This is a genomic window from Companilactobacillus huachuanensis, assembly GCF_005404815.1.
Classification (GTDB): Bacteria; Bacillota; Bacilli; order Lactobacillales; family Lactobacillaceae; genus Companilactobacillus; species Companilactobacillus huachuanensis.
Genome location: NZ_BJDF01000006.1, coordinates 129,164 through 144,023, shown reverse-complemented (window position 1 = coordinate 144,023; position 14,860 = coordinate 129,164). Strand labels below are relative to the sequence as shown.

The 14,860-nt window shown below is 36.3% G+C and carries 11 protein-coding genes and 1 pseudogene; 2 read left to right on the top strand and 10 right to left on the bottom strand.

Annotation, left to right across the window (positions count from 1 at the left end):
- Positions 1-568: 568 nt before the first annotated feature.
- The 8 genes and pseudogenes from FFM71_RS13890 to rpsN form a co-directional block, all read right to left on the bottom strand.
- Positions 569-658, bottom strand: a pseudogene (locus FFM71_RS13890) (AraC family transcriptional regulator); the annotation flags it as partial.
- Between the two features lie 6 nt (positions 659-664).
- Positions 665-1,426, bottom strand: coding sequence for an AraC family transcriptional regulator (locus tag FFM71_RS05130; protein WP_137611099.1), 762 nt, complete (start codon positions 1,424-1,426; stop codon positions 665-667).
- A gap of 366 nt (positions 1,427-1,792) precedes the next feature.
- Positions 1,793-3,910: a glycoside hydrolase family 65 protein gene (locus FFM71_RS05125; protein WP_137611098.1), complete on the bottom strand. Its 2,118-nt coding sequence runs from the start codon at positions 3,908-3,910 to the stop codon at positions 1,793-1,795.
- Positions 3,911-4,422: 512 nt separating this feature from the next.
- On the bottom strand, positions 4,423-5,853 hold the full coding sequence (locus tag FFM71_RS05120; protein ID WP_137611097.1) for a PTS transporter subunit EIIC: 1,431 nt from the start codon (positions 5,851-5,853) through the stop codon (positions 4,423-4,425).
- Positions 5,846-7,282, bottom strand: a complete 1,437-nt coding sequence (locus FFM71_RS05115; RefSeq protein WP_137611096.1) for a family 1 glycosylhydrolase — start codon at positions 7,280-7,282, stop codon at positions 5,846-5,848. Before FFM71_RS05115 ends, FFM71_RS05120 begins: the two co-directional genes overlap by 8 nt.
- A 216-nt stretch (positions 7,283-7,498) precedes the next feature.
- A complete protein-coding gene (locus tag FFM71_RS05110; RefSeq protein WP_171000477.1) occupies positions 7,499-9,028 on the bottom strand; it encodes a YfcC family protein in 1,530 nt (509 codons plus the stop codon).
- 94 nt (positions 9,029-9,122) lie between these two features.
- A complete protein-coding gene (locus tag FFM71_RS13370; RefSeq protein WP_171000476.1) occupies positions 9,123-9,227 on the bottom strand; it encodes a putative metal homeostasis protein in 105 nt (34 codons plus the stop codon).
- Positions 9,228-9,240: 13 nt separating this feature from the next.
- Positions 9,241-9,510, bottom strand: coding sequence for a 30S ribosomal protein S14 (gene rpsN, locus FFM71_RS05105; RefSeq protein WP_041501369.1), 270 nt, complete (start codon positions 9,508-9,510; stop codon positions 9,241-9,243).
- 972 nt (positions 9,511-10,482) lie between these two features.
- Between rpsN and FFM71_RS05100 the strand changes: the two genes are divergently transcribed.
- A complete protein-coding gene (locus FFM71_RS05100; RefSeq protein WP_137611095.1) occupies positions 10,483-11,166 on the top strand; it encodes a MarR family winged helix-turn-helix transcriptional regulator in 684 nt (227 codons plus the stop codon).
- An 18-nt stretch (positions 11,167-11,184) separates the two neighbouring features.
- Positions 11,185-12,951, top strand: a complete 1,767-nt coding sequence (locus FFM71_RS05095; RefSeq protein WP_137611094.1) for an ABC transporter ATP-binding protein — start codon at positions 11,185-11,187, stop codon at positions 12,949-12,951.
- A gap of 78 nt (positions 12,952-13,029) precedes the next feature.
- Here the strand turns inward: FFM71_RS05095 and FFM71_RS05090 are convergent, their stop codons facing one another.
- Positions 13,030-13,824 (bottom strand): SDR family NAD(P)-dependent oxidoreductase, encoded by a 795-nt coding sequence (locus FFM71_RS05090; RefSeq protein WP_137611093.1) that lies wholly within the window; start codon positions 13,822-13,824, stop codon positions 13,030-13,032.
- Between the two features lie 15 nt (positions 13,825-13,839).
- Positions 13,840-14,679 carry an aldo/keto reductase gene (locus FFM71_RS05085; RefSeq protein WP_137611092.1) on the bottom strand — a complete coding sequence of 280 codons (840 nt, stop codon included), beginning with the start codon at positions 14,677-14,679 and terminating at the stop codon, positions 13,840-13,842.
- Positions 14,680-14,860 lie beyond the last annotated feature (181 nt).

Genomic DNA, 14,860 nt, shown 5'->3' with positions numbered 1-14,860 from the left:
CCTTGCCCTTAGCTAGTGATTCCGACTACATCGGCTCACAGAGGACTTTCACCTCCTAGTTAGCGCCCATGCCGGGCGCACCGCGGAACGGCCCGAGCCGGAAAACGGTCTCGAACCTCGGTTGAAGCCTCGCAAAACCCGCGAGTCTTCAACACGTCCGGTGGTGTAAGGACTAAAGTCCTAACGCCACTTTCGCTGCAAATGAATACTCTCAGCTCTTCCAACTAGTTTGTTTATCATAGGACTGTCCAATTGTAATCTTTTGATATTTAAATAAATTGGTAAATAAATTGAATTTAGGATTGTCACAGCAATATTTATATCACTTTTTCACCTTTCAACCTTTAGTTAAAACACTAAAAGAACTGGTATTTTTGACTGCAACTCTTTCTTAAACTTGATTATAGAAGTATCTTGGTAATTATTTTTAAAGCTTTTGTATTAATCATTAAATGACCCGATTAAATATTAGAATCAACAAAACAGAGTTATATCACACCTAAATATTTGATTCTTTAGGTGTGATATAACTCTGTTTTGCGTAATTTACCTATAATTAAACGTACACTTACTTACCGATATGATACTTCATACGATATTGTTTTGGCGTTATGCCCACCTGATTCTTAAAAACTCTATAAAACGTTTTATTACTTGAAAAGCCTTATTGATTCAAAATACTACTGATGGATACGTCGGTATTGATGATTTCCCATTTGGCTTTATCAATTCGATAATTATTCAAAAATTCAACGAATGTTTGCCCAACGTTTTTCTTAAAAAAACGTGTGAAATAATATGGACTAAATCCGGCCGTCATCGAAACATCTTCTAAAGTTATTTTTTCTTGATAATTCACTTCAACAAATCTGAATACCTTATTTAGCGTTTCTAGGATAGCCTTACTCTTAATATTTATCTTAGGTTGTTGAATTTCATCATCCTTAGGCAATTTTCGGATCATTAGTGTTACCAACGTATACATTAAACCTTCAACGACAAAATCTCGATCCACTCCATCCGAATCCTCTTCGTTTGCTATTGTTAATAAAATTTCTTTCATCTTATCATTGATTTTATCATCCCAGAATAGACTGACCTGCGAAAGTTCATTCAACTTATTCACTAGATGAATCTTTTCAACAATCGTCTCGTTGAAAAGAGACATATCAAATTGGTACACATAACGGTTAGTTTCCGGCGTTGCAACAATATAGTGAACATCACCACTTTTAAAAAATGCCATATTACCAGTTTTTAACTGATATTGATTGTCATTGATTCCCAAATTTACTTTGCCATTAGTTATTAAAATCAGTTCATACTCTCGATGCCAATGGGGAGTTGTTAAAATATCACCTTTATTTTTAAGAAATCTAAATCCTAAATCTGGATTCAAACGTGGCATTTCTAAATAAATAGTCATTTTATCCCCCCTTATTGCTCTAATTCTACCAAAGACAATCAGTTACCTGAAGGTTGAAAGGTGAGAATTTAATCTAACCATTATTACAGACTTAGAGCTAATTTATTTAAATAAGCAGAAGTCCTTATTTTACTGTTCCGCTATTAAAAAAATAAACTAGTTGGAAGAGCTGAGAGTATTCATTTGCAGCGAAAGTGGCGTTATTGCTTCAGCAATTACACCACCGGGTGAGTTGGAGACTCGCGGGTTTTGCGAGGCTTCAACCTAGGAACGAGACCGCTCTTTGGCTCGGGCCGTTCCGCGCAGCAAATGAATACTCTCAGCTCTGGAAACGGCATACTTACTTATACTTTCAACCTTTAGCAGTTACTTAATTCTTTTTTTACCTCCATCAACTATTATATCCAACGGTTCGCCATCCAAAATTTCAATAATGGTTTCAGAATGATGATACTTAATTTTTAATAGTCTTCCCTGAAATCTAATTCGAATGGATAAGCCATTCCATTCATCTGGCAAGCTATTTTTAATTGTTAACATCGAATTTTGGATACTGATACCACCGAAACCCATAACAATTGTTAACCAACTGCCACCCAGATTGGCAACATGCAATCCATCTGCTGTATTTTTTTGTAAGTCGATTAAATCTGTTTTTACGGTATCCATGAAATAACCATATGCCTTTTTCTTCAATCCTATTCTCGCTGCTAGAGCACTAAATATAGATCTCGAAAGTGATGAATCGTGTGTCGTGATTTTTTCATAATAATCATATTCGCGTTTCAATTGATTTCTAGAAATGTCATCAAATAAAAAGTCGGCTAATAAAGTATCTGCTTGTTTGTTGACTTGATAACGATAGATATTCAATGGATGATAATGCAATAACAACGGATAGTTTGATTTAGGGGTATCTTCAAATGGCCAGATTGGTTTCTCAAAAGCACTATCATCTTGTTCGTTGATTTGTTTTTCCTCAGAATAAGGAAGGTATACCTTGTCAGCAGCTGCACTCAAACTTACATATTCGTCATGAGTCACACCAAGCTTTTTAGCCTGATCAGGAAACTTGTCTATCAATTTCACGGCAAATTCCATATTAAACTTTGCCATACGATTAGTATAATAATTATTATTTACTATTGCTGTATATTCATCAGGACCCGTAACATCAAAGAAACAGAAACCTTTTTTATTATAGCTACCAAATGAGTGCCAGAATCTTGCTGTTTCTAGAACGATTTCAAAACCATATTTTTTAATAAATTCTGTATCTGCCGTAACTTTATAGTACCGATCAATAGCATATGAAATATCGGCATCAATATGATACTGGGCGGTTCCTGCCTGGTAATAAGCACTTGCCTCACTACCATTAATCGTACGCCAAGCAAAGAGTGCACCTTCAGCAACACCCAATTCTTGAGCACGCTTCTTGGACTCACTTAAAATACTGTATCGATAAAGAATTAACTCTCGGGCAATCTCAGGATTGGTATATGCAAAGAATGGCGACATATACATTTCTGTATCCCAGAAATAATGACCTTCATATCCAGTTCCAGAAAGTCCTTTAGCTGGAATGTTGGTTTTTCCATCTCTACCTGTCGATGAGGTTAATTGAAATAAATTATAATGTATAGCCTGATTCAGACCGTCATCGCCAGAAATATTAACTTCACTGTTATGCCAGAATTCATGCCAAAATGATTTTGAATCAGCTAAAATTTCAGAAAAACTGGTTTTAACAACTTCCAACTTAGTATTAATATCTCCCACTAAACCAATAATATCAAAACTAACCATTTGATTTAATTCAACGGTTTTTTCTAATGACTCCTGTGCACAAATTGCCAAATCGATAGACATCTGGCTTTTTTGTGTCTTTGCTGTCAATATCTCACAAAAGTTATCAGGTTCACTTTTCTCGTAGTTGACTGTATGTAATACTCGAGATTTTCTCGGATCATCCGTTTCATCAGTATCATTGTTTATATCTAGATGTTTAATAATTTTAATTTTTTCAGTATAATCAATCGCTTTAATCGTATAGCGTAAGCCCAAAACATGCGTATCAGTCTGTTGTAGAACCGCTTGTAAAGTTAATTCAATGGCCTGGTTATCAGGATTGAATACATCATAAATCGAGGTCGATAAACCAGTATTCATATCTAGAGTTGCCGATTTCAATTCTGAACGGGAAAATTCTTGATCATCACAATCAAAGATTTTTATAGCGCGAATATCCGGTAAATTGACAATTGTCTGATTATTCTCAGCATAACCATATGCCTTTTCACCATAATTTATCTCTGACATTTCATAAAAACCATTAACAATTGTTCCCGCAGAATCCGAACTTGCTATGGGATCACTGGCACGCACGCCAAAATGACCATTAGCAATTGAAAAAATAGTTTCTAAATAACTAGGATCATTAGATTTTAAATCATTCATAGTAATAATTTTTTCGTTATTCATAACTGCATCATCTACCGTCCTATTTTTGGATTAATTAGTTTAATTGAATGTTGAAAGTTGAAAAAGCTACTATAACCATTGTTGTTACAGACATAAAATAAATTCATTTAAAAAAGCAGAATTTTTCATCTTATTTCTTCCCGCCATAAAAATAAACTAGTTGGAAGAGCTGAGAGTATTCATTTGCAGCGAAAGTGGCGTTATTGCTTTAGCAATTACACCACCGGGCGTGTTGAAAACTCGCGGGTTTTGCGAGGCTTCAACCGAGGTTCGAGACCGCTTTTTGGCTCCGGCCGTTCCGCGCAGCAATTGAATACTATCAGCTCTGGAAACGGCATACTTAACTATACTTTCAACCTTTAGTTAGTTTAATTAAATATGACCTCTTCAGAATCGAAGATATTAACAAACAGATAGTCCCAATGAATGGAGAAATATTTAATCCAAACTACGCGTTAACTAAATCACATTTTGTATCGTGACATCAATATTTTTGTTTACCTTTTTTCCAATTAATTAACTGCCGAAACATTTAAATCAGTTTCCTTTTTTGCCACTGGTTGTTTCTTAGTTTTATCGTCTGACAAGATCAAACTGGCAACAAACGAGACGGTCAATGAAAGAATCATCATAATTACACCATTGATAACATTGGGTAAACCCTTGGCTCCGTTCAATCCGAGAATTGCCATAAAACTATTTTGAGGTACATACAAAGTAACTCCCATCAACCCAGCGTATAATCCTGACACACTAGCACCAATCACTGCACCGATAAGTGGTTTCTTATACTTCAAATTAATACCGTACATTGCTGGCTCCGTAATCCCCATAATTGCTGAAATACCTGAAGATGTTGCTAAAGATTTTAAACTAGGCTTCTTTGTTTTTAGTCCGAATGCCAGAGCTGCTGCACCTTGAGCTAAATTAGAACAAACTTGAGCAACAAGAATCAATGACTCATGACCAGTTGCTGCGAATGTTGAAAGAAAAATAGGTGTTAGAGCATGATGCATACCTGTCATAACAATGAATGGCATTCCTGCCGCTAGCAAAGTAACCATAATAAATCCTAAACGACCTTGGAGAATATTGATTATCCAGGCCAATCCGGCACCAGCATATGTTCCTAGAGGACCGATCACTATTAAAGCAATTGGAGCACTAATTAGCAGAACTAAAGTTGGATTAAGGATAATTTTCAAGGAACTTGGAGTAATTCTATCAACACCTTTTTCAATGTAGCCCATTACCCAAACCATCAATAAAGCCGGAATGACAGTGGCAGCATATGTGTCTGGTGCTATTGGCACACTTAAAAATGAAATTGGTTTTCCTGATGCAACCCAGGCAGTGAAATCAGGATGCAAGAATATTCCCGCAACGATTACTGCTAACGATGTATTTACCTTGAACCGTTTTGCAGCATTAATGGCCAATAGGATTGGCATAAAGTAAAATGCCGAATCCCCCATAATGTTCAAAACTCGATAAGTTGGCGCTGCCGTACTCATCCATTTAAACGTCGTGGCAACTGAAAGAATAACTTTAATCATACCGGCAGCTGTTAGCGCGGGAATCATTGGTGTCATACAAGCTGTAATTGCATCAATGATCTTGCCGAAAATACTTTGGTTATTTTCTTTTTTATCAGGCGTAGAAGTTGGTGCTGCGGCATCAAAATCGCCATTAGTTACACCTAATTTTATAATTGCATTAAAAACATGCTCTACTTCATTTCCGATAACCACTTGATATTGGGTTGGAGTTTCAACAACTGTGACAACACCTGCTAAATTTTCAATTGCTTCTTGATCAGCCTTTTTATCATCTTTCAAATCAAAACGTAATCTCGTAGCGCAATGGACTAATGAATTAATATTCTCTTGTCCACCGACACTGGCCACAATACCACTTGCTAATTTTGAATAATCTTTAGTCATTTTCTATTCCCCCTGCTATTTGTTGCTGAATATAATCGTGATACCAATAAAAACTATCTTTTTTATAACGTTTATTAGAGCCCTGTTCCATATCATCTAAATCAACATATACAACCCCATAGCGCTTAGACATTTTCCCTTCACTGACACTAACAAGGTCGATTACACCCCACATTAGATAGCCTATTACCGGAATTCCATCTTCCTTACGAGCTTTGTTCAACTCTTCAAAATGATTTCGTAGATAATCAATTCGATATGAATCATGAACTTTTCCCGAAACCAATTTATCCTTAGTTGTTCCAATCCCGTTCTCAACAATAAACATCGGCTTTTCGTATCGTTCATACAATTGATTCAACGTAATTCGCAAACCAATTGGATCATTTTGCCAGACACTATTTTCATTTGATAAATAAGGATTTTTAAGTGTTTGATAACCATTGGTCGCCACATGTTCTAAGCCTTCAGATTTAGATGCTGAACAGGCACTGGAATAATAACTGAATGACACAAAATCAACTGTGTTATCACTTAAAATTTTCAAATCATCACTTGTTATATCCAATTGTAATTTATTTACCTTACAAAAATATTCAAAATACGTTGGATAATTTCCTCGCACTTGTACATCTGAGAATAACAATGCATTTCGATCATTTAAATTTGCTGCCCAAACATCTTCTGGTTTCGGTGTATATGGATACGTACGCCCTGCTGCCAACATGCATCCAAATTGAAAATCGGGATTAATTTTTTTACCGATTTCTACTGTTAATGCATTAGCAATCAATTGATAATGCGCTGCTTGATATTCCCTTTGAAGAATATTTTCATCACTTTCAAAAACTAATCCCCCACCAATAAAAGGAATATGCAAAATCATATTCATCTCATTAAATGGTATCCAATATTTAACACTTGACGCGAATTCCTTCATAACTGTCGTGGCATATCGAAGATATAAATAGATCACTTTTCGACTGGACCAACCGCCATATTTTTTAATCAGATTAACTGGAATTTCAAAATGGCTTAATGTTACGACAGGTTCCATGCCATAGTTTTTCAGTTTCTCGACAATTCTTCGATAAAAATTCATTCCACTAGCATCAGGAACATCTTCCTCGCCTGTTGGAAAAAGTCTGGTCCACGAAATTGAAAATCTAAACGCATTAACACCTAATTCATGCATTAAATCAATATCATCCTCGTACGTATTGTAGAAATCAATTCCACGTTCACTTGGATGATGGTCTGTCTCATATGTATTAAAAATATTATTATGATCATCTTTATAAACCAATTTTAATCGTCGAGCATCCATTGGAAGAATGTCAAAATTTGACAATTGTTTCTTCATTCTGTTCTGATTACCTTCAGTTTGTGCAGCCGATATTGCTCCACCCCATAAAAAATCACTCGCCATGTAAGTACCTCTATTCCGTATCTTGTTAAGACGTCTTCTTAATCAACATTGATATAGTATCTTGAAAAGCGCTTACATACATCGTCAAATATTGCTTATTTAGTCTCATATATTGCTCTTAATATTTTTGGACAAAAAAATCCCTTCACGATTATTCGAATGAATTTAACATTTCATTCAAAATCGTAAAAGGGATTATTTAATATATTCAATTTTCTAAATCAATACTCCGACACTCAAGAAAATCAGTATCAAAACAACTATCATAATTAAAAGTTTCGTAACAAATTTCATCCACTTATCAAATCCAACGTTAACCATTGCCAAAGATACTAGAATCAGACCAGTAGGTGCAACTAGTCCAATCAATCCTTGTCCCCAATTATAAGCGTTGATAATCATGGATCTGTCAATTCCAACTACATCGGCCAATGGTGCCATGATTGGCATTGATAGTACAGCCAAACCTGATGATGATTGGATGAAGAATCCAAGGATAATGTAAACGAAGAATAGTACACAGATGAACAAGACACTGTTCATACCTTTAATTTGGTTACTAAAGTAGTTCATGATGGTATCACTAACGAAACTATTTTCCATTACAATACCAACTGATCTAGCCAAACCAACTGTTAAAGCAACTCCAAGCAAATCTCCAGCCCCGGAAACAAAACTGTCGACGAATTGAGTTTCTTTTAAACCAGCCGTGAAAACCAAAACATAAGTTACTGCCAAGAATACAACAGCAATTTCTGTAAAGTACCAACCTAATTGTTGTACACCATAAATCATAACTACGAAACCTAACGCAAAGACAATTAATGATAATTTCTGACGCATCGTGAAATCGCCTTTACTATCCAGATCCAAATCACCTAAAAACTTTTCCTTATCTGCATCCGCTTGGTCAGCAACGAACGATTTAGAAGGGTCTTTTCTAACTTTTTCAGCATAGTGAATCGTGTAAATAATTGAAATACCAATTGATGCGACCCACATCAGAACTCTCATTGGCATCCCATCTGTAAAGTTGATACCAGCAGCGTTTGAAGCGATAACTGTTGAGAATGGATTAATTGTTGAACTCATTGAACCAATCGCGGTACCTAAATATACCGCCGCGACCACGGTCAAAGTATCGTATCCCGCCAACAGGAAGATTGGAATCAGAATTGGATAAAAGGCAATTGTTTCCTCAGCCATACCAAATGTGGTCCCACCTAAACCAATTAACGCCGTAACGATAACAATCAACCATTTCTGCTTACCTTTTAGTTTTTCAGACAGCCGCATCATTCCGGAGTTCATTGCCCCAGTTTTATTAACGACCCCGATAACCCCACCAAGGATCAGCACGAAAACAATGATATCAACACTATCAACAATACCTTGAACTTGTGACGTCAAAAATTGATTGATAGTTCCGAAAACCCCACGTTTTGGTTTTTTGATTTCGTGATACGTGTTAGGAATGGCAGCTGGACGATAAATCGTACCATCCTTAAATTTGGAAACCTTAATTTTAATCTTGTACTTATCGAGTGTCTTTTGTGTGGCACTCTCTTTAATCGTCTTACCGGAAGCTTCGGTAATAACAAACTTATCCAAGCCCGAATTATATTCCAAGGTACTATATTTACCTGAAGGAATAAAGAACGTCAGAACTTGAACCATAAGTAAAACAATAATGATAACAGTATACGCGGAAGGAAAGCTGTGCTTCTTCTTTTTTGCATTAGCCATAATTGTCCCCCTCTTTTCCCATATAATTAAATCCTTCACAAATTAATTATAACAGGAAAGGAAAGCGTTTCCATCACATTATTAAAATATTTATTTATTTACGTTTGCTGTCTTTAATGGCACGTAAAGCACGTTTACGAGTCTTTTTGTTAGGACTTTTCAACTGACGATAAGCTGTTGCAGTAGTCATTTTTTCCATAATAATTTTCTCCTTACCAACTAGCTTTTTTAACACCCGGAATCTGACCGGCATGAGCTAATTGTCTAAAATTCAAACGAGACATTCCAAACTTACGCATATAAGCATGTGGACGTCCATCTAATGAATCACGGTTCTTTAAGCGAACTGGGCTTGAATCTCTTGGTAGTTTAGAAAGAGCGATGTAATCCCCCTTAGCCTTTAATTCTTTACGAATTTCAGCATAACGAGCTACCAATTCCATTTGTTTTTTGTTTCTAGCAATTTTTGATTTTTTTGCCATTATAATAACCTCTTTGTTTTATTTTTTGCTATACATATGGTGCAAATTAAATATTCCGTCTCCAGAGCTGAGAAATATTCACTGGCTGTGCGGACCGGTTCGAGACTGGGAAACGGTCTCGAGCCTCGGTTTGAAGCCTTACCACAAACCGGTAAGTCTCCAAACACGCCCGGTGGTGTAAGAGCTGAAGCTCTAACGCCACTTCCACTGCCCATAAATATTTCTCAGCTCTTCCGACTAATGGTTCTTTAATAAATAGATCATCAATTGAAACAATGTGCTACTTAATCATTCAATATTAGTTTAAATTTTTAATTAATTTCTAAAGATTGAAATGTGAAAAATTAACATAACCGTTTTTGTTACAGACATAGAGCTAATTTATTTAAATAATCAGAAATCTTAATTTTATTGTTCCTGCCATTAAAAAAATAAATTAGTTGGAAGAACCGAGGTTCGAGACCACTTCCCAAGGCTCGTGGGGTTCCGCGCAGCAATTGAATACTATCAGCTCTGGAAACGGCATACTTAACTAAACTTTCAACTTTTAATTAATATTCTTAAATCCATGATAAAAAATCTAGAATATAAATAAATCAAATAGCTATATATTGGGTTATTATCTGCTATTGAATATTCAAAACTAGGTACAAATACTCCCAGTACTTCACTCATAGTCAAAACTATATGGTCCCATATTTTGAGGCGCGGGTTTCGGCTCAAAAGCCGTCACAAACTGGTTTTACGCAAGTGAACTTGTTGTTTACTCTCGGTGGCATTATAAGTGTGTCTAAATAGTAATTTTTATCATCTATCCATATTATTCATTTTATTACTCAATGTCAAATAATTAGTTTCACTTCTAAAATAAATAAAAAGCTTGCATTTAATTAGGTACCGAACTATAATTCATTTTGCAATAAAGTTCGGTACCGAAACAAATTACAATTAATGAAATGAGGATATTTAAATATGAGTAAACTTACAGAAGACTTAATGAAACAACTGCGCTTTATCAGTGAAGCAGGCAATTTCTACATGGGACAAAAAAAACAGAAACTAACTGGACAACAACGAGTTCTGGCTATTCTAAAACTTGAAGATGGTTTAACTCAAAACTACTTGGCTGAGGTTTTGGATCTCCGTCCCAGTTCAATCGCTGAACTATTGAAAAAAATGGAAACTAATGGTGACATCACCCGGACCGAAGATGAAAAAGATAAACGAACTAAGCATGTTCATCTAACTGATAGCGGCCGTCAAAAGGCTGAGGATAATGCTTCACTTAAAAATGAAGATTATAGTGAAACTTTCTTTGCTGGATTGACTGAAGATGAAAAATCACAATTCAGTGTCTATCTTCAAAAAATCTCAGACGGCTGGGATGAGGATTTCAAAAATAATTCTGCTAAATTTGTCGACCCAACAGACAAATTCAAGGCCATGCTCAATATGCGTGATCAAATGATGAACATGCATGATGACATGACTGATGAAGAAATCAAAAACATGCGACATGAGATGCACAAAAATATGCGAAACATGCCATTCGATGGACGTTGTCGTCCTGATTTTAATGGCCGTCGACCTGAAGGATTTGGCCACGGACATCGACCTGACTTCCCTAACAATTTTTGGAATGGTAATAAATATTAATTTAGCGAGGATAATACAATGCACGATGGAGCAATGATGAGAGCTGAATTGCCAAAGCGTAACGGTACATTCAAATTTCGAGATTTTATGCGTTTAATCAATAGTGTTAACCCTAAAAAAGGATTATTTATTTTAGGGATGCTACTGAGTTTAGTAACTAGTGGTGCCAGTTTGATTGTGCCACAGCTTACCAAGGGGTTAGTTGATACAAGTGGTCTTTCAAAAATTGATGGGAAAATGTTGGCTGTTTTGATTCTAGCTTTCTTAATCCAATTGGGATTTGGAACGGTAGGAGGTTATATTTTACGTTATGTCGGTGAAAGCTCTGTTAAAACATTACGTGAAAAACTCTGGGCCCACCTTTTAAATCTACCAGTTGATTATTTCGATGATCACAAATCTGGTGAAACTAGTTCACGTCTAGTTAATGATACAAGTGTTATCAAGGATTTAATCACTTCGCAATTCCCCAATTTCATTACTGGTGCGATTCAACTTGTCGGTTCAATGATTATTCTTTTCTTCATGGATTGGCGTATGGCATCTTTAATGTTTGGAACAATTCCAATTTTTGTTCTAATCCTTTTACCAATTGGACGAATCATGTCAAAACTTGGACGAAAATTACAGGCTGCTACAGCTGACTTCAATGCTGATGCCAGTGAAAAACTATCCGAAGTCCGTTTGATTAAATCCAGCAATGGTGAATCATTTGAAAAGACTACCGGTGGCACTTTGATTGATAAAATCTTTAGAGTTGGTATCAAAGATGCTCGTGTTGAGGCCGTTCTTCAGCCAATCATGACAACAGCCATGTTGGGTATATTCGTCGGAATTTTAGGATATGGTGCGGTCAGAATTCAACAAGGTACGTTATCAAGTGGTTCCTTAGTTGCATTTCTACTATATTTATTCAATATCATCACTCCTGTAGCCAGTTTTGCGACATTCTTCTCACAAGTTCAAAAGGCTATGGGTTCGACTGAACGAATTCAAGAGATTCTGAATACTGAACCAGAAGTCGATACAACTGGAGCAGCTGTCGATGTTGAAGGGAAAACTATCACCGCAGCTCATTTGGACTTCAGTTATGATACTGGGGAACAAATTTTGCATAACGTTTCCTTCGAAGCTACTCCTAACACCGTTATCGCCTTTGCTGGCCCTTCTGGTGGTGGTAAATCAACAATTTTCTCACTACTAGAAAGATTTTATCAACCAGACGAAGGATCAATTTTAATCGGCAAACAAGATATTAAAAATATCGACCTTGCTAGTTGGCGTTCACAAATCGGTTATGTTTCCCAAGATAGTGCTGTCTTTGCCGGCAGTATCCGCGATAATTTACAATATGGCTTGGACAAACAATTAACTGATGACCAATTGTGGCATGGACTAGAGTTGGCTTACGCTGATGAATTCGTCTACAACTTCCCTGATAAACTCGATACCCAAATTGGTGAACGAGGTGTTAAACTATCTGGTGGTCAAAAACAAAGAATTGCCATTGCCAGAGCCTTTCTCCGCGATCCCAAGATTTTGATGTTGGACGAAGCTACTGCTAGTTTGGATTCTGAATCAGAGGAAAAAGTTCAACGTGCTTTAGATCAATTGATGGTTGGCAGAACCACTTTAGTTATCGCTCACAGATTGTCGACAATCGTTGACGCAGATCAAATTTACTTTATCGAAAATGGCTCTGTTACTGGACATGGAACACATCAAGAATTGATGAAAGATCATGCCTTGTATGCGGAATATGTTAAAGAACAAGTGGTAAATTAGAACTGGTTCATGATAAAAATACAAAAGACAAAGTAGGTAATTGGAATATATTCCAATTACCTACTTTTTTGTTCAAGTTTAAAAAATTGTTGGAACTAATCCACCATCTACTCGTAACGCTTCTCCAGAAAATGATGAAGCATCAGGACTAGCAACAAAAGCTGTGAATCGGCCAATTTCTTTGGGCCTAATCAAACGTTGAATTTGTGAACGAGAACGGTGATTCTTCATAAAGTCCTTCTCCCACATATCCTTAGGTAGTTCACTGTCCTGATACATATCATCGAGCATCTTCTGGACACCTTCAGTCAAAGTTGATCCGGGCATGATGGTATTGACTGTCACATGCGTAGCGACGGTTAGTTTAGACAAGCTCTTTGCTAATGAAAGGTTCATCGACTTGGTCATACTATATTGAGGCATTTCTCCAGACGGCATTATGGCCTCTTCACTAGCAATAAAGATTATGCGACCGAAATCTTGATCAAGCATTTTTGGCAAATAAAATTTAGCCAACGAATTGCCAGCCAATACGTTGACATGAAAGAATTTCTCCCAAGTTTCATCATCAATATCGTAATAATCCATTGGCTGAAAAATCCCCATATTATTAACTAAAATATCGACTTTCGATACTTGATCAAATAATTTCTGACGATCAGTTTCGTTTGCCAAATCTGCTGCAATTCCGGCTGGCTTTGTTTCGGGAAAATCACGCTTAATTTCATCTACGACCGTATCGACTTCTGGCTGTTTTCTTCCATTAATAATGACATTGGTTCCTTCACGCGCCATTTCAATTGCAATTGCTTTACCGATACCTTTAGTTGATCCGGTAATCAAAGCTACTTTATTTGTTAAATGAAGATCCATATACATACCTCCTAATTAGAAATCAAATTCATCTGGATTAGGACCAACACGTAAATCCTCGTTCATTGCGTTGATTTTATCCATTTCAGCTTGATCCAATGTAAAGTCAAAGACATCAGCATTACTTTGCATACGCGCTGGATGCACTGATTTAACGACGAGCAAAACATCCCTTTGAATATCCCAACGTAAAATTACTTGAGCAACTGACTTACCATATTTGTCGGCGATAGCTTGCAATGTTGCATCCTTCAAAATCTTACCTTGCATTAATGGTGACCAAGCTTGAATCTTGATGTCATGTTCTGCTACATAATTGCGAAGTTCAGATTGAATCAGTTTAGGATGTGACTCCACTTGATTCAAAACTGGTGTAACTGTAGCAAATTTAGCCAATTCCTCTAAATGGTGAATTTGAAAGTTGCTGACACCAATCGCTTTGATTTTACCTTCTTTATATAATTGTTCCAATGCCAAATATGAATCCTTGAAAGAATCATCACCAGGCCAGTGAATCAAATATAAATCTAGATAATCAAGTCCCAGTTTTTTTAGACTGTCATTGGCGGCGGCAATAGTTTCATCATAAGTTAAATGATTATTCCAAACCTTGGATGTGATAAATAAATCCTCACGTTGTAAATTATTTTCCTTTAAACCTCGACTAATACCTTCGCCTGTACCCTCTTCGTTACCATATACTTGAGCTGTATCAATCAAACGGTAACCTTGTTTGATGCCATTAGCTACAACATCGGCTGTTTCCTCATTAGGAATTTGGAAGACACCTAAACCAAGTCCAGGAATGGACGTACCATTGTTCAATTTAATGCGATCATTTAATGAAGTAATCATGTTTTTCTCCTTGTTGTTGAATTCGTATTATTAATATAAACCGAATTGCATAACTTGGATAGTATGCACTTTTTTGTTATATAGGTACTTTGATGTGCCTATAAAGTATCTTTCATCATATTAAAGTACTCACGATTAAACTTTACTGGGAACGGAACAACGGTTGCTTCATTTATCCGTA